This window comes from Arthrobacter sp. CAL618 (assembly GCF_000468215.1).
Taxonomy (GTDB): Bacteria; Actinomycetota; Actinomycetes; order Actinomycetales; family Micrococcaceae; genus Arthrobacter_D.
The window spans coordinates 33,396-55,289 of the sequence record NZ_ASZW01000195.1 but is presented as its reverse complement, the minus strand read 5'-3'; the positions used below and the strand labels follow the sequence as shown (position 1 = coordinate 55,289).

The window sequence follows — 21,894 nt, the reverse complement described above, 5'->3', positions numbered from 1 at the left end:
AGCCGCCGGATCTGGGGTGGGTCGGCCGTTCGGAGGACGGCCTGTGGGCCGCGCCCTTCATCATGGCGTCGGCGAACACGCGGATCGTACGTCGCAGCAATGCCCTGCAGGGTTGGGCCTACGGTAGGTCGCTGCGGTACGGCGAAGTGATGGGTATGGGGCGGGGGCCCGTCGGCGCCGTCATCGCCGGAGCGACGGCGCTTGGCATACGGCTGTTTGGAGCCGCACTGACCCTACCTTTCACGAGGAAACTACTGGACCGCGTCCTTCCGTCGCCCGGTGCTGGCCCGAGCGAGGCCGTGCGGCGCTCAGGCTGGTTCCATTCCCAGGTGAATGCTTCCACGGAGAGCGGCCGGCGGTACCGGGCCATCGCAGCCGCCGCCGGCGACCCTGGCTACGCCGCCACCGCCGTGATGGCCGGGGAGACAGCGCTCTCACTTGCCCTCGACGGCGACCGCCTGCCGCCCGCCGCAGGATCGCTGACCCCGGCGACCGCCCTCGGCAACGTCCTGGTTGAGCGGCTGCGTGAGGCAGGCCATACCTACGAGGTCATTTCCCTCACCTGACACAGGAAGTGGTGCACTGGTCGTGCTTAATTGTGTAGGGATTTTGCGTGGACCCAGAAACCAGTCACCGGCCCCCTGCTGGATCCTTCCGCTGTCCTTTAGGTAGTGACTATTGCTGCAGACCTTGAGACCGCTGCCCGAGTTATTGAGATGCTCCTATTCAAAGACCACAGCCGAACGAGACTTGACGCTCCTACCCCGGTGCCGTTGACGGTGTAGATAATGCGGTAGTTCCCAATGTGGACGGACTGGACGGTCACACACCAGAGTCTTCGCACAGCTCCTGCCTCGTCATCGTCGACGACACAGGCTAGATCTGGGAGGAGTTCGCCGCGAGGCTCAGCGAGGCCCACGGAAAACTGCCGATTTAGGGGCTTCCCCCGGATCACACGACCGCGCGCCCGCAGGAACGCCGGCGGGCTAAGCGGATTCAGACTCGTCGACCCGGCTGGCCACTGGCTTCGCTTCTTCCGGGATGCGGTTGCGGAGACCTCACCTCCCGAGCTCAGCCGGTTGGGCGGGCAGTTCAGAACGCGTTTGTGCTCGCTGACAGCAAAGGGGACGTGGCTCAGACTGCCAAAGTCCTCCAGGGGCGATAAACCGGGCATCCTCTGACGATCCGTCCCAAAGCGAAGCCGGAAGCTTCCTCGACGAGCTGACCGAGCGGCTGTCGGACGACTGAGATTGGACCCGGGACCCGCCTAGACGTTGAAGCGGAACTCCACCACGTTCCGTAGCCGAATCACCTCAGATAGCGACATCCTTCACCCCCTGTCCGGAAGCCACGGTGCTGTGCGGTCGCAGTACGAACCCCGAGACTGGCTCGTGGCGTGAACTACAGCTAGCAGAGCTAGTGCTCACCGGATCATCAAGCGCCGGAACGTCATGACTCACAACATTGAGGGGCCGGGTTGGCGGTGGTCCCGAAGCCAACGTGTATCAAAGCATTTCGAGGGGTCCTGGGTGTGTCGGCGGCGGGAACGCGCGATCGAGGCGCTCGAGATCGGTGTCGCTGAGGTGAAGGTCGCGGGCGGCCGCGTTCTCGAGCACGTGCTCGGCGGTCGAAGCCTTCGGGATCGCGAGCACGCTGCTGGTGCGCATCGTCCACGCCAGAGCGACCTGAGCGGGCGTCGCGCCAAGCTCACGTGCGATCTGTATCAGAGCCGGATTGCCGAGTAGTCGTCCCTGCTCCACGGGCGAGTAGGCCATCAAGGGCATCTTCGTCGAAGCGGACCATGACATCAGGTCGAACTCCGGACCGCGACGGGTCAGGTTGTACAGCACCTGATCGGTCTGGCACCCTTCAGGCAAACTCTGGAGCTCGTCGGTGTCGAGGTTACTCACCCCCCACGCACGGATCGAGCCCTCTTCGATGAGGGACTCGAACGCTGCGACGGACTCCTCGAATGGGAATCTTCCCCGCCAATGCAGGAGGTACAGGTCCAGGCAGTCAGTGCCCAGACGGTTCAGGCTTGCATGACAGGCCTCGATCGTCCCTGATGCGGAGGCGTTCGAGGGTAGGACCTTACTCACCAGGAAAACCTCATCGGACCTACCCCTGATGGCTTCTTCGACAAGGTCCTCACTGCGCCCATTACCGTACATTTCGGCGGTATCGATCACGGTCAGACCCAGATCGATACCTGTGCGCAGCGCCAGGATCTCAGCGTTCCGGCTGGCAGGAGAGTCACCCAAGTTCCACGTTCCCTGCCCCAGAGCAGGAACCACAGTGCCGTCCGGAAAAGTAATCACACACCAACGCTACAATCAGGGCCATCAACTAGCGAGGTCTGATGGAAACCAAACTATGGATCAGGTTAAAATGCCACCAATCGATGCAACAGACCCAGCTGGCTATGACGGCGCTTACGGTTGTGCCAGATCTGGAGGTAGTCGAACATCGCGTTTGCCAGTTCGACCCGGGTGTTCCCCTTCTATCGGTCCAGGAGCTCGACCTGCATCCGCGACCGAAACGACTCGATCATTGAGTTGTCGTGACAATCACCGATGCTCCCCGTCGAGGCCAGCAAATCCGGTTATTTCTACAACGACCGTAGGTATATCGAGCTAAAGATTGAATCTAAATTCCACCACGTTCTGTAGCCGAGCAACCTCTACCGGCGGCGCGGGTCCAAGTGGAGCCTGCAACCTTCTGGACCACGATCAGGGCAGTGCGCGACTGCGAGGGGTCGGGAGAATTGAATCTCTGGAGAGATCAAGCCGAGTCAGCACACTTGTTAGGTGCGCGCGATGGGTGTCGGAGCCCCTGACCGTAACGGCAAACCTTGCACCTCTGTGTCAGGCGGCCCCTACAGTGATGCTTTCTCAACCAGCGATCGAGCCGCCCGCTCGGCGCTAGTGAGCTTGGTCCCGCTGATGGGGTCATGTCCGTAACCGGCCCGGGTCTTCATTCCAAGCAGGACACCGAGCGAGTTGGAAGCTTGCTTATCTACCGAGGCGAGCAAGGCGATCGCATCCTGGTGGTCTTGGCCTTTGGCATGTTTCCCTAGCGCGCCAGCACAGATTGCATCTGCAGCCGCGATTCCGGCATGAACGTACAGGGTCACGCAAGCATCCGCGACGTCCTCTCCGTCGGAGAGTTCCCGAGCATCGTCTGCTACCTGCAGGAACTGCTTGGCTTTGGCAAGTCGGCCTTGCTGGACCATCTTGTCGGCTGCGACGGTTCTGGTGCTGACATCCTTCGGAGTCATGTACGGGCCTTGTCTCTTCGGAGTTGTTTGCGAAGCCAGGACGGGTCTCCCGCGATGTCGATACCATCCTCGAGGATAGAGTTGAAGATGCTCGCTGGCCGCACTTCTGAACTTCGGTAAACAAGGGGGCGCACGTCGTTGCCGGTCCACAGGGTCGCCTGGGCGGCAAGTCGACGCACTGAGTCTTCTACAGCGTCTTCTATCGCCGAGTCTGGCATGACGACGAGGAGGTCAATGTCGCTGTCTGCGCGCATCTCGTTACGGGCAGCTGAACCGAAGATCTTTACGGTGAGCGGTTGGATCCGCCACTCGGAAATAATCTGACTCATCCTGGAAAGCAGCTCGCTCTTTGCGTTGGCGATAGCCTGAATGGCCTCCGCCAGCAAATGGTCCAAATTCAACGCGTAGGCATAACTTCGGCCCGTCGCACGTTCCAGAACTGCACCCTGTTCCACAAGCCGAACCACGGACTTGCGTACACCTTGAGGCGATCCTTCCTCGGGCAACAGCTGGTGGATCTGGTGAACTGAAAGGTACTGTTCGGTTCGAGCCAGCACAGTAAGTACTTGAGAATCGAGGCCGGTTGTACTGACGACTGCGAACGGATTTTGCAGGCGCATTCTCGCTCCTCTCTGCGCTCCGGGACAGGGATAGTCTTTCAAAAAAACAGACGAATGTCCACGAAAGTAGACGAATGTCCACGAAAGTAGACGAGTAAGTCACCTCAAAAAAACTGCCCAGCAGCCCAGAGGAACTAAGCCATCCAAGGATCGCTGGGTTCAATGGAGCGCCGGGCCCTAGGCGCACCCCATTCGGTTCCCAAATTGTGCGCGGCACTCCAGCAGGGCGCGAGGACCCATACTAATGGGCCTATCAACGCGTCACCCAGGAGCTAAAGTGTCTTGCACGGCGTCCTTGTGTGGCTCAGGTGATCCAAACATAACTAGACGTTAAATCGGAACTCCACGACGTCGCCGTCGGCCATAACGTATTCCTTGCCCTCAATGCGGACCTTGCCGCGGGACTTGGCCTCAGCCATCGATCCGGCGTCCACCAGATCGTCGAAGGAGACCACCTCTGCCTTGATGAAGCCGCGTTGGAAGTCGGTGTGAATGACTCCCGCAGCTTCGGGAGCGGTCGCGCCCTTGGTGATGGTCCACGCCCTGGTTTCCTTGGGGCCGGCTGTCAGATAGGTCTGCAGGCCGAGGGTATGGAAACCGACGTGCGCCAACTGATCGAGACCGGACTCGCTCTGGCCGTTCATCTCGAGCATTTCGCGAGCCTCCTCCTCGTCCAGCTCGACCAAATCTGACTCCAGCTTGGCATCGAGGAAGATGCAGTCGGCGGGCGCCACGAGTTCACGGAGCTCGGCCTCGCGTTCCTCGTTACCCAGGACAGAATCGTCGGCGTTGAAGACGTAGATAAAGGGCTTGGCGGTAAGCAAGCTCAGTTCGCGAAGATGTTCCATCTCCAGCTTGTCTTTGGCGACCGAGGCGAAAATGGTGTCGCCGCGTTCCAGCACCGACTGCGCGGCAACCATGGCTGCGAGCTGCGCCGGTTCCCGCTTCTTGATCTTGACTTCCTTCTCAACCCTGGGAATGGCTTTCTCAAGGGTTTGGAGGTCAGCAAGGATCAGCTCGGTATTGATTGTCTCCATGTCGGAACGAGCATCGACCTTGCCGTCAACGTGAATCACATCGGGGTCGTCAAACACACGGATTACCTGAGCAATAGCCTCGGCCTCACGGATGTTGGCCAGGAACTGGTTTCCCAGTCCCTCGCCCTCCGACGCGCCCTTGACGATCCCTGCGATGTCAACGAAAGAAACGGTGGCTGGCAGAATGCGCTGCGACCCGAAGATTTCGGCCAGTTTGCCAAGCCGTGCGTCAGGCAGGCTCACCACCCCGACGTTCGGCTCGATGGTCGCGAACGGGTAGTTCGCAGCAAGCACATTGTTGCGGGTGAGCGCGTTGAATAGGGTTGATTTGCCGACGTTGGGCAGTCCGACGATGCCAATAGTAAGAGCCACGGGAATAGAGTCTACCGTTTGCCCCAGCTTCCACCGCGCCGCGGCGGGTGAACCAGAATGTCGGTGCTGACTGAGATGGTGGTGGCATGGACGGATTCATTGTGGTTTTGATCGTATTGTCGGTGCTCATCGGCGCAATCCTCGGGGCGGTGGGTGTCGCCTGGGCGGCACGGCTCAAGGTGCAGCGTTTGGCAGAGGAGCTCGACGACGTCGGCGAGCGTCTGGGGAGCACCAACGCCGCGTTGGCTACTGCAACAGCGGAAAACCGGATGCTGGTCGCCCAAAACCGTGAGCTCACCTCCCGGTCAGTCAGTGATCAGTCGGTCTTGCGTGCGCTGGCGCCGGTGGCCGACAAGCTGACTCATCTCCAGTCTCAGGTGGGGATCCTCGAACGCGACAGGGTGGAGCAGTTCGGGCAACTCGCCGAACAACTCAGGGAGGCACGGCACTCGGACGCGCAACTCCTATCCACCACGCATTCGCTGACGGCTGCACTGCGGAGCAACAGCGCCCGCGGCCAGTGGGGGGAGGTACAGCTTCGACGGGTGGTCGAGGCGGCAGGAATGCTGCCCCGCGTCGACTTCCTGGAGCAGGCAACCATCACACTCAGCGCTGGCGCCAAAGACACCTCAGCCAGGCCCGACATGATCGTTCAGCTGCCCGGTGGTAAACAGCTGGTAGTGGATGCGAAGGTGCCACTGGCTGCGTTCCTTGACGCCCAGGAGTTGCCCGAAGGATCCGACGGTGGAGACGGCCAGCCGGCCAGCCAGCGCGAGATCCTGCTGCAGCAGCATGCCAACGCGCTGCGGGCACACATTGATGCCTTGGCACGAAAGCGGTACTGGCAGGGCGTGGAGAACACGCCGGAGTTGGTGGTGTGTTTCATTCCCGTAGAGTCGGTGCTTTCATCGGCGCTGCGCGCAGATCCCGGCCTTCTCGATTACGCCTTCACCCGCAACGTGGCACTAGCCTCACCGGTTTCGCTTCTGGCCATTTTGAAAGGTGCGGCGTACAGCTGGCGGCAGGATGTCCTGACCGAAAATGCCAAAGAGCTGTTTGACCTGTCCCGGCAGCTCTATGACCGGCTAGGCACCATGGGAGAGCACGTGACCAGGCTCGGCAATTCACTGAAATCGTCGGTGGAGAAATACAACTCGTTTGTGGGGACCCTTGAGTCACGGGTCTTGCCAACGGCCCGCCGCATCAACGACTTCGATTCCGCTTCCCTGGACGGCTCGTCGACCGATCCGGCGCAGCCGTCCAGCACGCTCCGGGTACCAGCGGTGGAGTCAACACCACGGCTCCTGAGCGCACCCGAGCTGCTTGAGGATAACGCGTCAGGGAACGACGGCGACCGCCGCAGCGCGTAGGACTGGCCTCAGCGCTTGGGCCGGGGTCCCCTACCACCGATGCCGCTGGTGGAATCCCCCATCGCCTTGAGGGTGGCGCGGATTTCCTTGGGCAACGAGAAAATGATGTCCTCCTCGGCCGTGACCACTTCCTCGACGTCGCCGTACCCATAGTCTGCGAGGAGGCGCAACACATCCTGGACCAGATTGTCGGGGACAGATGCACCCGATGTGACACCAATGGTTGAGACGCCCTCGAACCAGCTCTCGTCCACCTCGTTCGCAAAATCGACCCGGTAAGAGGCCTTGGCCCCGTACTCAAGGGCCACTTCAACCAGGCGTACCGAGTTGGAGGAATTGGCTGAACCGACCACGATCACCAGATCCGAGCTGGGTGAGATCTTCTTGATCGCTGCCTGCCGGTTGGAGGTGGCATAGCAAATATCGTCACTCGGCGGGTCCTGCAGGGTGGGGATGCGTTCCTTGAGCAGGTTGACGGTGAGCATCGTCTCATCGACGCTAAGGGTGGTCTGCGACAACCAGATCACCTTGTCGGGGTCGCGGACCGTCACCTTGTCCACATCCTCCGGACCGTTGACGATCTGGATGTGCTCCGGGGCTTCCCCCGCGGTGCCTTCTACTTCCTCATGGCCCTCATGACCGATTAGCAGGATGTCGAAATCGTCCCTCGCAAAGCGGACCGCTTCCTTGTGGACCTTGGTCACCAGAGGGCACGTGGCGTCGATGGTGCGCAGCCCCCGGTCTGCTGCCGATTGGATCACTGCTGGCGAGACGCCGTGGGCGGAAAAGACCACCAGGGCACCCTCGGGTACCTCCTCGTTCTCTTCCACAAAGATGGCACCCTTGGCCTCAAGCGTGGAGACCACGTGCAGGTTGTGAACAATCTGTTTGCGCACGTACACCGGCGCGCCGTAGTGTTCGAGAGCTTTCTCGACGGCGATTACGGCCCGGTCCACTCCGGCGCAGTAGCCGCGCGGTGCAGCGAGCAGGACTTTGCGCCCCCCCGAGACGGGCTGCGCGGCGTCGATCTCGGCAGGCGAGCGCCGCCTCCTAGGCACCGAGGGCATGGGCACTGAGACTGCTGTGCTGGTCATCCCTCAATGCTAACGGTTGTGGGCCCTCTGACCCGAGACAGCTGGCCCTGATCCGCTGAGAGCTAAGCCACGGTTGTTCTTCGACCGCCGCTGATCAGCCGGGATGCTACCCCTACCAGGAGCAACACCATTCCCACTCCGATGACCGCCAGACATAGCGGCTCGCTGACCTCCGCGGCCCGGGCTACCAAACCGTCCTGGAACAGGGCGGAGATGGAACCTTCAGATGCTCCGCGCTCGGCCCGCACCCGTTCCAGAATCTCTGGCGCGGCCCGGACCCCCGCCCAGTAGAGCACCCCGAGGGCCGCCGTGCCCAGGCCCAGGAACGCCAGGGTTGTGCTCCGCCGTCGGGCTAGCCCAAGGGCGCTCAGTGCGCTCACCACCGCGCCGGCACCCAGTATCGGCCACAGCCCCGCGACGGCCGCAAGCTGGCCCACAGTGCTTTGCCGCTCCGGTGAAGCGACTTCCACCAGGGTCTGCTCCGGAGCCGGGACGTCTACCCCCAGTCTTGTCCCCACTTCCTGAAGGGCGAGGGCGAGAACCGGGGCGAGATCGAGCCTCACGGGTTCGGGCGAGTCAACACCGTTGAACAGGTCGGCGTCGGCCGGGAAACTCAGCTCGTGCGACCGCTGCAACGTGTCATTCCATGCCGCTGGATAGCCTGGCAGGCCAACGACGTTGCCCGCCGCCTCCGCGATGAGCGGTTCAACAATGCCGGTCAGGGCCTCGGGAAGTCCAGCATTTGCGGTAGCTTCGGAGGCTAGGGCTGACGTTAGCTGCGCCTGAAACTCGGGATCAGAGCCAAGCGGTCCGGCCAGCTCAACGAAACCGTCCAGCTGCACGAAGTTCCTGTCGATCCAGGCACCCGGCAGGGCAATCCCGGCCAGCACCAGCGCTACCAGCGTGAAAAACGCCGCACCAAACGTCCGCATATTCTGTCCTGCCTTGTAGTGAGAGAAGTATTGATTATGCCCCGGCCAGCTGGACTCTTCCTCCACACCGAGTCTGTGTGGACCCGGCCGGGGGCGCAAGCTGATAAACATGAAGGGAACAAGGTGCAACGCCACGCCTTGTTCCAGCCACAAGCGTTGGGAGTGTCAACTGATGAATGATGACGGCGCGGTGCAGCCGCGCAACGGTTCCAACGGTGTGCGCCTCCAGAGCCAGGACCTGGCTGGTGTAAACCCATCTCAGCCCACGACTCTTCCTGCCACCGCGGCCGAAACAACGGCCGAGCGGCCCTGGCCCCTTCACCTGCTCTCCGAGAAGTTGAAGGCTCATCTGGAACGCGCTCCGGCCGCCTGGGTTGAAGGGCAGATTATTGAAGTGAACCGCCGGTCCAATATGTGTTTCGTGACGCTACGGGATGTCGACGCCGAGGTGTCTCTGCCGTTGACGATCCGCGGCAACGTGTTGTCCCGCCTGGACCTGCCGCTCGAACATGGTTCACGTGTGGTGGCCCAGCTGAAGCCTGACTTCTGGCTGAAGACCGGGCGCCTATCCATGCAGACGTGGCAGATCCGGCAGGTGGGCCTCGGTGACCTGTTGGCGCGGATTGAACGGCTTCGGCAGTCACTCGCCGCCGAGGGTCTGTTCGCCGCACGGCTCCGTAAACCCCTCCCTCTGCTCCCGCACCGGATTGGGTTGATCACCGGGCGCGGTTCGGACGCGATGAAGGACGTACTACGAAACGCCAGCCTGCGGTGGCCGGCCGTCGAGTTCGAGATCCGGGAGGTCGCGGTTCAGGGGGTTGGCTGCGTCGGCCAAGTGACCGCGGCACTGGCCGAATTGGACGCCATGCCCACTGTGGACGTCATCATCATTACCCGGGGTGGCGGCTCACTCGAAGACCTTCTTCCGTTCAGCAGTGAAGAAATGGTCCGGGCGGTAGCAGCGGCCCGGACTCCAGTGGTGAGCGCGATCGGGCACGAAGCAGACCGACCACTGATTGATGAGGTGGCGGATCTCCGTGCGTCCACCCCCACCGATGCAGCCAAGCGCGTGGTCCCCGACGTCGCTGAGGAATTCCAGCGGATCCGGCAGTCTCGGGCGCAACTCTCCCGGGCCATTGGAACGCTCGTTGCAAGGGAAACCGAGCGGCTCACCCACCTCCGTTCGCGGCCAGTGTTGGCCCAGCCTGAGGGGATGGTGTCGGTACGGGTGGATGACGTTGAGAGGTTACGAGGGCGCGCACGGCTCGCGGTGACGTCGGCCGTCTCGCGCGACACGGACCGCGTGCACCACCTTCGCTCCCAGATCCGGTCACTTTCTCCGCAGAATACCCTCGACCGCGGGTACGCGGTGGTCCAGCTTGAGGATGGGTCCATCGCGCGGGATGCCGCGTCGACTCCTCCCGGGTCCCTGCTCAAGATCCGTCTGGCGCGCGGTGAACTCGCCGCCTCAACCCTCGCATCCAGCCACCCCCACATCACCAATCCAGAGGACACCCCATGAGCCAGCCCACCGGATCTGCTGCCAACGACCCGACAGCAGATCAAGACGTCAGCAAATTGTCGTACGAACAGGCACGCGAGCAACTCGTCTCGGTCGTCAGCCAGCTTGAGGCCGGCGGAGTGACCCTTGAACGTTCCCTGGCCCTATGGGAACGAGGCGAGGCGCTAGCCGATCATTGCGAATCCTGGCTTGAGGGCGCCAAGAAACGTCTCGCGGCGGCCCGCGACAAAGCCGAGCAAACCGGCTAGCCAGTCACCACGACCAAGGACGGCCGGGCGGGTTGGCAGGTGGCGACGTCGGTCAGGACTGGGCGAGGCGTGCCTGCTCGGCTTCGACGTCGAACTGGGCTTTCGGCCAACTGAGTTGCATATCCTGAAGCGCGTCGATGATGAGTTGCTGAACAGCCATCCGTGCGTACCACTTCCGGTCTGCGGGAACCACAAACCACGGCGCCTCAGGAGTGGTCGTGCGCTCAATCGCCAGTTGATAGGCGGCCTGGTACTCGTCCCACAACTCACGTTCGTCCAGATCGCCGGTGTTGTACTTCCAGTGTTTGTCTTTGCGTTCAAGCCGTTCCGCCAGTCGAGCTTTCTGCTCCTCCGGACTGATATGGAGCATTACCTTGATGATGCGTGTTCCTGATTCCACCAGCGACGCTTCGAAATCCCTGATGACGTCGTAGCGCTCCTCGATCACCGATGGCTTCGCCAATCCGCGCACCCGCTGGATCAGTACGTCTTCGTAGTGGGAGCGATCGAAGACGCCGATCATTCCGGGACCGGGCAACTGTTTCTTGATCCGCCAAAGAAAGTCGTGGCGCTTCTCTGCGGCCGTGGGTGCCTTGAATGCGTAATGCTTGACGCCCTGCGGATCGACTGCCCCCACCACATGGCGGACAATTCCGCCCTTTCCCGCAGTATCCATGGCCTGGAGCACCACGAGTAGCGAGACCTCGCTGCCGAACCTGCTTTCGGCAAAGAGTTTCTCCTGAAGCTCCGACAGCTCCGCGTTCTCAGCGTCCAGCTTGAGCCGGCCCTTTTTCTTACCCCCCGAAAATCCGGGGGTGGAGCGGGAATCGATCGAGGCGAGGTCGATATCCGGCCCCACCAGCAGGGCCTTGCTGGGGCTGGTCTCAAACGCTGGGGTTGCGGGCGTCATAGTGTTCCTTCCAGAAGCGATTTATGGCTTGTAGGTACTGAGGAACTCGGCTAGCCTGCCGATGGCATCCTCAAGGTCGTCCACGTTGGGCAGCGTGACCATTCTGAAATGGTCGGGATTGATCCAGTTGAAGGCGCGGCCGTGGGAGATCAGGATCTTCTGCTGCTTGAGCAGGTCGAGGGCGAACTGTTCGTCGTCCTTGATCGGATACATTTCGGGGTCCAGCCGTGGGAACAGGTACAACGCACCCTGCGCCAGTTCGCAACTCACCCCGGGGATCTCGTTCAACAGCTGATAGGCCTTATCGCGCTGCTGCTTCAGCCGTCCCCCGGGCAGGATGAGGTCATTGATGCTCTGGTGCCCGCCCAGCGCTGTCTGGATCGCGTGCTGGGCCGGAACATTGGCACAGAGTCTCATGTTGGCCAGCAGGTTGATCCCTTCAATGTAATCTGCAGCCCGATGCTTGGGCCCAGTAATCGCCATCCAGCCGCTGCGGAACCCGGCAATCCGGTATGCCTTCGAAAGACCGCTGTAGGTCAGGCACAGCACGTCGTCACCCGTGACGGTCGCCGCGTTGATGTGAACCGCATCGTCGTACAGGATCTTTTCGTAGATTTCATCGGCGAAGATGATGAGGTCGTGCTCGCGCGCCAACTTCACCATCCCCTCGATGATTGAGCGTGGGTAGACCGCCCCGGTGGGGTTGTTGGGGTTGATGAGTACTATTCCCTTGGTCCGGCTCGTGATCTTTGCTGCAAGATCCTCGAGATCGGGCCACCAATGGTTTTCCTCGTCGCAGAGGTAATGCACGGCAGTGCCACCGGCCAGGGACACCGATGCGGTCCACAGTGGGTAGTCGGGGGTGGGCACGAGTACCTCGTCGCCGTTGTTCAGCAATGCCTGCAACGACATGGTGATCAGTTCGCTGACACCGTTGCCCAGGTAGACGTCGTCGACGTCCATGTGGGTAAGGCCGCGACCCTGGTAGTACTGCACCACTGCCGTTCGTGCTGAAAAAATGCCGCGGGAGTCACTGTAGCCCTGGGCCTTGGGGAGATGGCGGATCATGTCCACCAGGATGGCTTCCGGGGCTTCGAAACCAAACGGCGCTGGATTGCCAATGTTCAGCTTCAGAATCCGGTGTCCTTCGGCCTCCATGAACTTGGCATGATCGAGCAGCGGCCCCCGGATGTCATAGAGAACGTTCTGGAGCTTGTTTGACTGCTTGAATTCTGCCATTTACACAGGATGCCACAGCAGAGCGGCGGGATACGTGATTAGCACTCCGTAGCGCCTCTCGGCGCTGCCTTTCGTTACGGCTGACGGAACCTATTCCGATAGTCCTTGGCCTGGACCTCCTCTCTGGCCCGTTGGTGGCTGTTCAGGCCTCGCGCACGGTTCCGGGTCGGAGTCTGTCGGCGGCGCAGACTCGCCAGCTCTCGCTCCATTTTTTGGTAGCTCAGCCAGCGGCGCTGATCCAGTGTTCCACCTGCGAGTGCTTCCTGCACGGCGCAGCCGGGCTCCGGACCGTGCTGGCAGTCGGCGAATCGGCAGCCTACGAAGAGGTTCTCGACGTCCTCGAAGGACGCATCAAGGCCATCCTCCGCCTCCCATAGCGCGAATCCACGCAGGCCTGGGGTGTCCATCAGCACCACCCCACCCGGCAGTGGAATCAGCTCCCGTGCTGTGGTGGTGTGTTTTCCGCGCCCATCTACAGCCCTGACCGCCCCGATGTTTTGCACTGCTCTCCCGACAAGCGCGTTGGCCAGGCTTGATTTGCCGGCACCCGACGGGCCCAGCAATACCATCGTCTGCCCCGGTTTGGCACGGGTGAGCAGCTCGTCCAGACCGTCTCCAGTTTCGGCTGAAGTGGTCACAACAGCCACCGACCCAGCCCGTTCAACGGTTTCTGCCACCACCGAGTCGAACCTGTTGCTCAGATCCGCTTTGGTGAGGATAACCAGCGGAGTTGCACCCGAGTCCCGGGCTGCCACCAAGGTGCGATCGAGCCGGTTGGCTGAGATGGGGCGATCAATCGGAACGACAATTCCGACAATGTCCACGTTGGCCGCGAGTACCTGCGGTTCAGCGATCGGATCGTAGGCTTTCCTGCGCTGCACGACCGTCAACCGGGGCATCACCCCAACAACGACGGGATGCTCCGGCTCCGAGAGGTCGACGGCAACCCAATCGCCGGTAGTTGCGCCCCGATGGGCGGCAACTATCAGGATGCCGTGTTCGGCTGCCAGCCGAATCCTGCCGCGGTCGACCCGTATCACTCGGGCAGGAATGAGATCCGTGCCAGGGAAGTGATTCGTGAAGTGGGCGCTAACCCGCTGGGTAAACCCGTACTGCTGCAGCATGTTCACTGATTGTCCTCACAGTAAATTCTCCATGCATAAGGCGACATCTACCAGCCCCACCCGGTCAAGGGTGGGCAGGTCGGAGAGGTTCACCCAGGCGGCCCGGTCGGTCGACCCATTAGCCTCATGGCGGAGCGATCCATCGATGGTGCGAGCTCGATAAACAATCCTGAGTGCGTGCATCGGCCTGTCAGAACCGTTGAGGCGGTCGGATGCTGCGATGTGGAGGCTGTCGACACCCAACAGGTGATCGAGCTCGGCCGTGTAGCCGGTCTCTTCATATATTTCGCGGACGGCAGCAGCCGGCGCGTCTTCGCCCAACTCCAAACCTCCGCCGGGAAGGGTCCAGCCAGCGGCCCCTGATTCGTTCCAATGCGCCAGAAGGATTTTGCCGTTGTCGATAATCAGCCCGTAAGCCCCAATCCTCGTATCCCATGCAGCACTCATGGCGGCAAGTCTAACCAGCGTGCGGTGTGAGTGGTCCTGCTCCCGGCAATGTATCGCTCGTCGGATGCTGGAACTTGACCCGCCGGGCAAAATGTTAACTACTTAACAGTATGGATCTCCGACAGTCGACCGTGTTCAAGCTGCACCGGGCAACAACACTGGTGACCCGGGTGTCCGACGAGTACCTCATCGCACGTCATGGCATCCACTACGCACCTTTCCTGGTCCTGTTGACCCTTCGCATCGCTGGCCCGTCTCCGCAGCGGGCAATAGCCCAGGGGCTTGACGTGAGCAGGGCATCGGTCACTCAACGCGTCCACCAGCTCAGGGATCAGGGCCTGGTCAGCGTGTCGATCAACGCCGCAGATCCACGGGCGAACGTCGTCGACCTGACGCTCTCGGGTCGGCGGCTCACCGACGCCGCGTGGCACGGGCTCGAAGCGACGCTTAACGCCGTCGACGACGGTGTGGACGACGGATTACTCCGACATCAGCTCGAAAAGCTGATTACTAACTGCACCACTGCTCTTTCAGTGGTCAACGCGACCGATCACAGGACTGAGTGATGTTCCCTTCCCGAATCATCGCGGCGCCCATGGCTGGCGGCGTGTCGACCCCGGCCTTGGTGTCAGCTGTCGCGCGGGCCGGCGGCCTTGGCTTCCTCGCTGCGGGCTACAAATCAGTTACGGCTTTGCGCGCTGAGATTGCATCGGTCCGCTTGACCGGCCTGCCTTTCGGGGTGAACCTGTTCGTTCCCGGCGGTCCTGCGAAAAACCGGGAACCGCTGTTGGCCTACCGCGCGAAGCTGGCTTCCCTTGCTGACCGTTATGGCGTGGTACTGCCCGATCCCCAGTACGACGACGACGGCTGGGACTCCAAAGTCCGCACCCTGATGGACGAGCCAGTCCCGTTCGTAAGCCTGACTTTCGGGCTACCGGATCGGGCAATCATTGGCGCACTCCAGCAACGCGGCACCGTGGTCATCTCAACGGTGACATGCCAACGTGAGCTAGCCCTAGCCCGGGAGCACGGGGTAAATGCAGCGGTAGTCCAGCACAGTTCAGCGGGAGGGCATAGTGCTGTCTTCGATCCCAGCCATCCGGCTGAGAGGCCAACCACCGACATTGCAGCCCTGATTGCCTCGCTGATCCCGAACTCCGCAGTCCCACTGATTGCAGCGGGGGGTCTCACCGGAGGACGGGACATCCGGCGGACGCTCGACGCCGGGGCGACAGCCGTTCAGCTCGGAACACTGTTTGTGCGAACCCATGAAAGCGGTGCGCGCCAGATCCACAAAGACGCTCTCGCCTCCCTGGCATTTCCGGGGACTGCGGTGACCCAGGCATTCAGCGGAAGACCGGCAAGGGGGCTGGAGAATCAGTTCATGAGGGAACACCGCGATGCCCCGCTCGGATACCCGGAAGTGCATCATCTGACATCACCCCTGCGTGCGGCAGCCGCAGCTGCTGGCGATCCTGAGCTGCTGGCGTTGTGGGCCGGCACGGGGTACCGCGCCGCTCAGCCGATTGGGGCGACCGACCTGGTGGCACACCTAATAGCCGAGCTCGACCGCTAGGGTGGAACCCAACCGCAATCGTTCACGAGGAAGTGGCTTGCCCATGGCTGAAGACGCCGCACCTACCCTAGCCGCCCCCAACCGTGCGCGGGATACCCCGATGCTCGATCAGACAGACCAGCAGATCCTGAAGGAGTTGGTCGCCGACGCACGGATCACCAACGCGCAGCTCGCGGAGCGGATCGGGGTGGCGCCGTCGACGGCTCTCTTACGAACGAGACAACTCGTGGACCGCGGAGTGATCAGCGGGTATCACGCACAGCTCGATTTCGCGGCAATTGGCCGCGCCGTTCAGGCCATGGTCTCGGTCCAGCTCAAGGGTCATAATCGCGAGGAGATCGATCGGTTCACTGATCGGGTGCCGAATCTGCCGGAGGTAGTTTCCACCTTTCACGTCGCAGGATCGGTGGATTATTTGCTGCATCTGGCGGTGCCAAGCACGGAGGTGCTGCGGGACTGGGTACTGGACCATCTGACGACAGATCCGGTGGTAGGCCACACCGAGACGACCCTGGTGTTCAACCATTTACCGGGCAATACCGGGGTGTTGCCTTAGCCTCGACGACGGACGCTGCGGGGCCAGGTGCAGCTGGGCCCCTACAGCCGCAGGCCTGAGTGGTGCGCGGCCGCTAGATCCCGCCGTCGCTCGTCGTGAGCATGGATAGCTTCACTATGGCGGGCATGATCGAGTGCGAGTCGCTCGCCGATGGAGACCAGGCGGTGACCCACCAGGATGAGAAGGGCGTCGAAACCCGTGGGCCTGACGGACGGGGAATAGGTGGCAAAAGTGGTCATCACTGCTTCTTTTCTACGTCAAAGGTTCGGATGAAGCTGGCTTCCCCTGCTGTAGCGGAATGTCGAATTGTCCCTGCAGGATGGGGAAAGCGTTGAAGTGCAGCTGCACTGCGCGAGCGTCGGAATCGGTAGCGCCGCTGTCACGATATTTCGCCAGAAGGGCTCTGGCGTGGTCAAGCATCTCTTCAGTGATCTCGGCCAGCTGCCCGGCAGTCAGCCGGGCGTTCATGGTGGCGATCACCGACCCGTCAAACCAGTCCTGTGGGAGGTAGTCATAGCCTTGTTCCATGAAGTCCTGTAACAGAGCCGCCCGGTGATGCTCAATCTCACGGTTGAGTATTCGTGACGCGTGCAGGGCCGCAGGATCTTCGGCCAGATCACTGGAAAACAGGCTTAGCGCACCCGGTGGCCGCTCCCACCAGCGCTCCCGGGCTGAGCCCTTACCCTCCACCTCTCGGACCAGTTGGTGCTTGGCGAGTTGGCGAAGGTGATAGCTGGTCGCACCACTCGATTCTCCAAGCCGGGCAGCAAGTGTGCTGGCGGTCTGGGGGCCGAGTTGAGATAGCTGCTCCAAAAGCTGGATTCTAAGCGGATGAGACAGCGCTTTGAGCCCGGCGAGATCCAGGGTGCGGTCGGCTGACTGGGCGTCGGATCCGTGGCGTGTACTCATAGACCCAAGATACAGTTACAAAGCTTTCTTTGCAAGGGTTTCTTTGCATAGAAATCTTTGTAGTGGGGCCTCAGTAGCTGGGCGGTGAAAGCTACCCAGGGAGGTGGCCTCGAATCGTGCTGCGCAGGCTTCGCATTGCCAGAGCAAAGCTTGCCAGAGCGATCAGTCCCGCGAAGCCCGCTACCGAACGGTCCAGTCCCCACGCTTGGGTTGCGGCACCAAGGCCGACCACGGGAAGGCTGCTTCCCAGGTAGGTGAGGACATAGAGGGTACTGATGATCTGGGCATGTTGGGATGGCTCCACCCGCAGGGACACCTCGTTGAACACCATCCGAAACGCCACCCCCTGTCCCGCCCCGGCAATAACGCACGCCACAACCAACAGCGGCACACTGTCGATAGACCCAGCCACGGGGATCAGCGCCACCCCCACCCCTAGTGCGGTCAGCCCGAGTCCGACGACATGCCTGCCCCGCACCTTCATCAATTGGCTCAGCGCAGACGAGGCCAGGACCAGAGCTGCCAGGAGCCCGATCAGGGGCCGGGAGCTAGTGTCGGCGAGCGAGGCAAAGTACGTCGGCGCCAAGCTGAGGGTGAAACCGAAAACGGCAAAACTGAGGAATCCAACTGCTGATGCATTCCAGAAGGCCCTACCAGCGGCTTTCGACACAGCGGGACGACGCGGCCTCAGGGCGCGGAGGGGTGACGCTGGGTCAGCCGTCCTGATGGCTGGCCGGGCCTTCAGGGTGAGCAGCGGAACCAGCAGCATCAGCAGGACCACCGAATAGATGGCGAACGGGGTCCTGCTGGGATCGGGCAGCAGGGATAGCAAGCCGCCGATAATTGGCCCGGCGGCAACTCCCCCGGCTGACGCCAGCAGCGTGAATCGTGAAGCCCAGTCTGGTCGGTGTGGCAATAGGTCTCGCAATGCAGCGGAACTGGCCCCGGTCGCCAGGGCGACCGCCGCACCCTGCAGGCAGCGCCCCAGAACCAGCATTGGAAGCGAGGTTGCTGCTCCGAATACCCCTGCCCCGGCAAAACCGATCAGGACGGCGAGCACCAGGGCCGCCCGCCGGCCAACATGGTCAGACCAATGGCCCACGAGCAGCAGGCCGACCACCAGCGACACCACATAGGCGGAGAAGGCCACTGTGACTTCGAGCGGCGAAATTCCAATCTTTGACTGCAGGAGTGGATAGATCGGCGTTGCCAGGTTGGCCCCGATAAGGAGGGTCGAGATGACCACCGCAGCCAGCACCAGCCGACTTTTGACTGACGCGTCCCAGCCCCAGCGGATCTTGTCCGACGGTTTCATCCGCAGCTCGCTGAGAATACTCACTTCGACTCCATACAGTTAAACAAACAGCACATATCCCCCTTATTCTCCGGTCCTCAGGTGCAATCGGAGCATTTTGGATAGTAAACTTGAGCGTTATCACCAATTTTTGACAACGTTACTGACAGGAAGTGGACGTCATGAGCAAATTGGACCTGGTCGACATCCGGCTCCTTCTGGAGCTCGTTCGGGATCCGCGGGCACAGATTGGCGAACTCAGCGATCAGCTGGGGGTTGCCCGCAACACAGCCCAGTCACGTATTCGACGGTTGCTCAGATCTGGGACTCTGCGATCGAGCGGTCGCGAACTGGATTTGGAAGCGCTCAACTACGATGTTGCGGCCTTCGTCACCATCGAGGTCTCCCACCGCGAGCTCGACGGCGTCATTGCCGGCCTTCGACGCCTCTATCAGGTACTGGAAGTCCATGAGATCTCGGGCCGTGGCGATATCTGGTGTCGTGTCACCGCAACCGACACGCATCACCTGCAATCTGCACTTCGATCGATCCTGCGCATCAAGGGAGTGATTCGCACCGAGACCGTTCTGGCCCTGCACGAACACATCCCGTACCGCACCGAACCGCTATTGCAGACCCTCGCCGAGGAGAACTGATTTTTCCCGGATTCTCATGCGGGTCTCATCTTTAGTGGGGATACTTAGGACATGAAGTCCCCGTCGCTCCATACCTGGTTGGTGGGTGCGGTATGCCTGAGCGGAGTTCTTGCGGCCGGCGCCGGGTTGACGAGCTCCCTGGCAGATCCCGAGCCGGCGGATCTTGGATCGTCATTCACCCAAACCGCAACCCCGGCCCCACCCACGGAGCCCAGCAAGGCACCGTCACCCACGCCGATGGCACCGTCCCCCTCGTCGCCGCAGTCCGACACTGTGCCAAGTCCTGTCCCGGAACCTGTTGCACCCGAAGACGGCCCCCCTCTCCCCGCTAAGGTGGTGCCGCCACCGCTCCCCCTGCAGAGCGACGAAAGCGACGACGACGATTGGGAAGTCGATGACGGAGCCGACGAGGACGATGGGGATGACGGGGACGATGGGGATGATTAAGCCATCGTCCAGCCCCCGCACAGAAGTACTCCCTGCTCAGGCGGGCGACCGTAACGACCATCTTGCACGCCCGCCAGCCAATCGGCCAGGTCCGCCTGAATCACCTGCTGAACGCCCGCCAGCCGCCCTGCCCCCTGCGGGCCCGGACCGTAGGTGGCAGCGGATCTCTTCTGCGCTTCGCGGCTACTGGACCGTCAGGACGAGGGTGCTTGGTGCAGTTCTCGCGTTATCTGCTCTCGGCCTGTTGGTGGCCGGTTCAGCCGCGTACGCGTTGCAGCGCGGCGATATCAACGCTGACATGGACAACTCACTCGAACGAAACTTCCTTGAGTTCGAGTCCTTGCTCGAGACCGGACTCGACCCCACCACTCGCGAAGACTTCACCGAAGCAGGGGAGCTGATTTTCGTCGCCATGCAGCGCACCCTCCCGGCACCCAACGAGGGGATGCTGGGCACACAAAACGGCGAGGCGGTCCTGCTGGCCAACCCTGCGGTACAGGTTCGATTGGAGGATGACCCGGAGTTGGTGGACTACGTTACTTCTCAAGCGGACCCGACGAGGGTCAGCATCACAAGCATCACAACCACCGAAACCACCTATCGTGCCCTGATCATCCCCGTCCAGCTAGCTGCCGATACGTCACCCAGCCAGTACGTTCTGGCCTTCGACGCCCGAGCGGAGCATGGGCAACTCAACCAGACCTTCGCGACCTTCGCCATGATCTCTTTCGGTACCCTCGTTTTCATCGGTGTGGTCGGCTGGCTTCTGGTCGGCAACCTACTCATGCCGATCCGCCTTCTTCGAGATACCGCCGAGCACATTGGCGATTCCGATCTGTCCGAACGGATACCCGTTTCAGGAAACGACGACCTGTCGGATCTCACCAGGACAGTCAACGCCATGCTGGAGCGCCTCGAAGGCTCCTTCACCTCGCAGCGACAGCTTCTCGACGACGTCGGCCACGAACTGCGGACTCCGATCACCATTGTGCAAGGCCACCTCGAACTCCAGGACTCCCGCGATCCGGCCGACGTCGCAGCGGTCCGTGGTATCGCTCTCGACGAACTCGACCGGATGCGGCTCCTCGTCGATGACCTGGTTACCCTCGCGGGAATCACCCGACCAGACTTCGTCAGACTGGAACTGGTAGCCGTTGGCCGCCTCACTGACGAGATCCTCGACAAGGCGCGCCCACTCGGGGCGCGCCGTTGGACCATCGACGCCCGGGCGGAAACTTCGTGCCTGCTCGACCCACGCCGGATTACCCAGGCCTGGCTCCAGCTCGTGGTCAACGCGGTCAAGTTTTCTGGCGATGGCTCAACGATTGCTGTTGGTTCGCGGCTGGATCACGCCGGACTGTCCTTGTGGGTGCGGGACGAGGGAATTGGCGTACCGGAGGAAGACCAGGGGCGGATCTTTGAACGATTTGCGCGTGGCGTTCGCGGACGACGGACCGAGGGTTCCGGTCTCGGGCTCACGATCGTCAATGCAATTGCGGGAGCTCACGGGGGTATTGTGCAGCTGAAGTCAGCTCCCGGCAACGGGTCCACGTTCACCATGGTGCTGCCACTCAATGACCAGTCGGACAAATCAGAGGAAGTAAGAGCTTGAGTCAGATCCTAATAGTGGAAGACGAGGAGCGGATCAGTTCTTTTGTTGCCAAAGGCCTGCGATCCGCTGGCTACGCACCCACCGTTGCCGACAGTGGGAGGGATGGCTACCATCTTGCCCAGACTGGGGACTTCGAGCTGATAGTGCTTGACCTTGGCCTGCCCGACCAGGACGGGTTCACCGTGCTGCGGCGCCTTCGCGAGTCACGGAACACCACCCCCGTGATCATCTTGTCGGCGCGGAGCTCGATCGACGACACTGTTGCGGGCCTGGAGGGAGGCGCCGACGACTATATGGCTAAACCGTTCCGTTTTGAGGAACTCCTGGCCCGGGTTCGTCTTCGGTTACGACAGGATGCCCCCACCGCCGACAACTCGGTTCTCACTCACCAGAATCTGCAGCTGGACCTTAGGACCCGCCGCGCGGCGGTCAATGGCAAGGAGATCGATCTCTCAGCCCGGGAGTTCGCGTTAGCCGAGGCTTTCCTTCGAAACCCTGGTCAGGTGCTCAGCCGGGAACAGCTGCTCTCCCGGGTCTGGGGATACGACTTTGATCCCGGTTCCAACGTGGTGGATGTCTACGTGCGTTATCTGCGTAACAAGCTCGGCGCGCAACGGTTCACCACTGTTCGCGGCATGGGATATCGGCTGGC

23 protein-coding genes and 1 pseudogene are annotated in these 21,894 nt (G+C 61.7%); 11 read left to right on the top strand and 13 right to left on the bottom strand.

The window, feature by feature from the left end; translation table 11 throughout:
• Positions 1 to 566 (top strand): annotated as a pseudogene (locus tag K728_RS21305) (enoyl-ACP reductase); the annotation flags it as partial.
• 939 nt (positions 567 to 1,505) lie between these two features.
• On the opposite strand, the gene K728_RS0112040 reads toward K728_RS21305, so the two are convergent.
• The 4 genes from K728_RS0112040 to ychF all read right to left on the bottom strand — a co-directional run bounded on the left by K728_RS0112040 (position 1,506) and on the right by ychF (position 5,306).
• Positions 1,506 to 2,318, bottom strand: a complete 813-nt coding sequence (locus K728_RS0112040; RefSeq protein WP_035747951.1) for an aldo/keto reductase — start codon at positions 2,316 to 2,318, stop codon at positions 1,506 to 1,508.
• A 557-nt stretch (positions 2,319 to 2,875) separates the two neighbouring features.
• Entirely contained in the window at positions 2,876 to 3,277 is a 402-nt protein-coding gene (locus K728_RS0112035) for a hypothetical protein (protein WP_019481609.1), read from the bottom strand.
• Positions 3,274 to 3,897: a nucleotidyltransferase domain-containing protein gene (locus tag K728_RS0112030; protein ID WP_019481608.1), complete on the bottom strand. Its 624-nt coding sequence runs from the start codon at positions 3,895 to 3,897 to the stop codon at positions 3,274 to 3,276. The genes K728_RS0112035 and K728_RS0112030 overlap by 4 nt, the downstream gene beginning before the upstream one ends.
• A 323-nt stretch (positions 3,898 to 4,220) precedes the next feature.
• Complete coding sequence (gene ychF / locus K728_RS0112025; protein ID WP_019481607.1) at positions 4,221 to 5,306, bottom strand: redox-regulated ATPase YchF; 1,086 nt, start codon at positions 5,304 to 5,306, stop codon at positions 4,221 to 4,223.
• Between the two features lie 86 nt (positions 5,307 to 5,392).
• Between ychF and K728_RS0112020 the strand changes: the two genes are divergently transcribed.
• Positions 5,393 to 6,676 (top strand): DNA recombination protein RmuC, encoded by a 1,284-nt coding sequence (locus K728_RS0112020; protein WP_024476877.1) that lies wholly within the window; start codon positions 5,393 to 5,395, stop codon positions 6,674 to 6,676.
• A gap of 8 nt (positions 6,677 to 6,684) precedes the next feature.
• Here the strand turns inward: K728_RS0112020 and K728_RS0112015 are convergent, their stop codons facing one another.
• Positions 6,685 to 7,770: a 4-hydroxy-3-methylbut-2-enyl diphosphate reductase gene (locus tag K728_RS0112015; RefSeq protein ID WP_019481605.1), complete on the bottom strand. Its 1,086-nt coding sequence runs from the start codon at positions 7,768 to 7,770 to the stop codon at positions 6,685 to 6,687.
• Between the two features lie 62 nt (positions 7,771 to 7,832).
• The gene (locus K728_RS19310) at positions 7,833 to 8,702 is read right to left on the bottom strand and encodes a hypothetical protein (RefSeq protein ID WP_024476876.1); all 870 of its coding nucleotides are present in this window, start codon (positions 8,700 to 8,702) and stop codon (positions 7,833 to 7,835) included.
• A gap of 172 nt (positions 8,703 to 8,874) precedes the next feature.
• Here K728_RS19310 and xseA point away from each other — a divergent pair, with 172 nt between their 5' ends.
• Both xseA and K728_RS0112000 read left to right on the top strand, forming a co-directional pair.
• On the top strand, positions 8,875 to 10,224 hold the full coding sequence (gene xseA, locus K728_RS0112005) for an exodeoxyribonuclease VII large subunit (RefSeq protein WP_024476875.1): 1,350 nt from the start codon (positions 8,875 to 8,877) through the stop codon (positions 10,222 to 10,224).
• Positions 10,221 to 10,472, top strand: a complete 252-nt coding sequence (locus K728_RS0112000) for an exodeoxyribonuclease VII small subunit (protein WP_019481602.1) — start codon at positions 10,221 to 10,223, stop codon at positions 10,470 to 10,472. Before xseA ends, K728_RS0112000 begins: the two co-directional genes overlap by 4 nt.
• Positions 10,473 to 10,524: 52 nt before the next feature.
• Here K728_RS0112000 and K728_RS0111995 read toward each other — a convergent pair whose 3' ends face one another.
• The 4 genes from K728_RS0111995 to K728_RS0111980 all read right to left on the bottom strand — a co-directional run bounded on the left by K728_RS0111995 (position 10,525) and on the right by K728_RS0111980 (position 14,192).
• Positions 10,525 to 11,382 (bottom strand): polyphosphate kinase 2 family protein, encoded by an 858-nt coding sequence (locus K728_RS0111995; RefSeq protein ID WP_019481601.1) that lies wholly within the window; start codon positions 11,380 to 11,382, stop codon positions 10,525 to 10,527.
• A 21-nt stretch (positions 11,383 to 11,403) separates the two neighbouring features.
• Positions 11,404 to 12,621 carry a pyridoxal phosphate-dependent aminotransferase gene (locus tag K728_RS0111990; RefSeq protein WP_024476874.1) on the bottom strand — a complete coding sequence of 406 codons (1,218 nt, stop codon included), beginning with the start codon at positions 12,619 to 12,621 and terminating at the stop codon, positions 11,404 to 11,406.
• A 74-nt stretch (positions 12,622 to 12,695) separates the two neighbouring features.
• Positions 12,696 to 13,745, bottom strand: a complete 1,050-nt coding sequence (gene rsgA / locus K728_RS0111985) for a ribosome small subunit-dependent GTPase A (RefSeq protein WP_024476873.1) — start codon at positions 13,743 to 13,745, stop codon at positions 12,696 to 12,698.
• 15 nt (positions 13,746 to 13,760) lie between these two features.
• Complete coding sequence (locus K728_RS0111980; RefSeq protein WP_019481599.1) at positions 13,761 to 14,192, bottom strand: NUDIX hydrolase; 432 nt, start codon at positions 14,190 to 14,192, stop codon at positions 13,761 to 13,763.
• A gap of 110 nt (positions 14,193 to 14,302) precedes the next feature.
• Between K728_RS0111980 and K728_RS0111975 the strand changes: the two genes are divergently transcribed.
• Genes K728_RS0111975 through K728_RS0111965 form a run of 3 tightly spaced genes read left to right on the top strand, consistent with a single transcriptional unit; the run spans position 14,303 to position 16,324 of the window.
• A complete protein-coding gene (locus tag K728_RS0111975) occupies positions 14,303 to 14,758 on the top strand; it encodes a MarR family winged helix-turn-helix transcriptional regulator (RefSeq protein ID WP_035747949.1) in 456 nt (151 codons plus the stop codon).
• Entirely contained in the window at positions 14,758 to 15,768 is a 1,011-nt protein-coding gene (locus K728_RS0111970; protein ID WP_024476871.1) for a nitronate monooxygenase, read from the top strand. The genes K728_RS0111975 and K728_RS0111970 overlap by 1 nt, the downstream gene beginning before the upstream one ends.
• Before the next feature lie 43 nt (positions 15,769 to 15,811).
• A complete protein-coding gene (locus K728_RS0111965) occupies positions 15,812 to 16,324 on the top strand; it encodes an Lrp/AsnC family transcriptional regulator (RefSeq protein WP_019481596.1) in 513 nt (170 codons plus the stop codon).
• Between the two features lie 41 nt (positions 16,325 to 16,365).
• Here the strand turns inward: K728_RS0111965 and K728_RS0111960 are convergent, their stop codons facing one another.
• The 3 genes from K728_RS0111960 to K728_RS0111950 all read right to left on the bottom strand — a co-directional run bounded on the left by K728_RS0111960 (position 16,366) and on the right by K728_RS0111950 (position 18,572).
• Complete coding sequence (locus tag K728_RS0111960; RefSeq protein WP_024476870.1) at positions 16,366 to 16,563, bottom strand: hypothetical protein; 198 nt, start codon at positions 16,561 to 16,563, stop codon at positions 16,366 to 16,368.
• A gap of 13 nt (positions 16,564 to 16,576) precedes the next feature.
• Positions 16,577 to 17,233, bottom strand: a complete 657-nt coding sequence (locus K728_RS0111955) for an ArsR/SmtB family transcription factor (RefSeq protein WP_024476869.1) — start codon at positions 17,231 to 17,233, stop codon at positions 16,577 to 16,579.
• 91 nt (positions 17,234 to 17,324) lie between these two features.
• Positions 17,325 to 18,572, bottom strand: a complete 1,248-nt coding sequence (locus tag K728_RS0111950) for an MFS transporter (RefSeq protein ID WP_024476868.1) — start codon at positions 18,570 to 18,572, stop codon at positions 17,325 to 17,327.
• 137 nt (positions 18,573 to 18,709) lie between these two features.
• Between K728_RS0111950 and K728_RS0111945 the strand changes: the two genes are divergently transcribed.
• From K728_RS0111945 to K728_RS19300, 4 genes are all read left to right on the top strand, one after another.
• The gene (locus K728_RS0111945) at positions 18,710 to 19,183 is read left to right on the top strand and encodes an Lrp/AsnC family transcriptional regulator (protein ID WP_019481592.1); all 474 of its coding nucleotides are present in this window, start codon (positions 18,710 to 18,712) and stop codon (positions 19,181 to 19,183) included.
• A 51-nt stretch (positions 19,184 to 19,234) separates the two neighbouring features.
• Positions 19,235 to 19,630, top strand: coding sequence for a hypothetical protein (locus tag K728_RS19305; protein ID WP_035747948.1), 396 nt, complete (start codon positions 19,235 to 19,237; stop codon positions 19,628 to 19,630).
• Positions 19,631 to 19,835: 205 nt separating this feature from the next.
• Positions 19,836 to 21,242, top strand: coding sequence for a sensor histidine kinase (locus K728_RS0111930; RefSeq protein ID WP_024476866.1), 1,407 nt, complete (start codon positions 19,836 to 19,838; stop codon positions 21,240 to 21,242).
• Positions 21,239 to 21,894, top strand: a 656-nt coding sequence (locus tag K728_RS19300; RefSeq protein WP_035747958.1) for a response regulator transcription factor, incomplete at its 3' end; no start/stop codon positions are given. The genes K728_RS0111930 and K728_RS19300, both read left to right, overlap by 4 nt.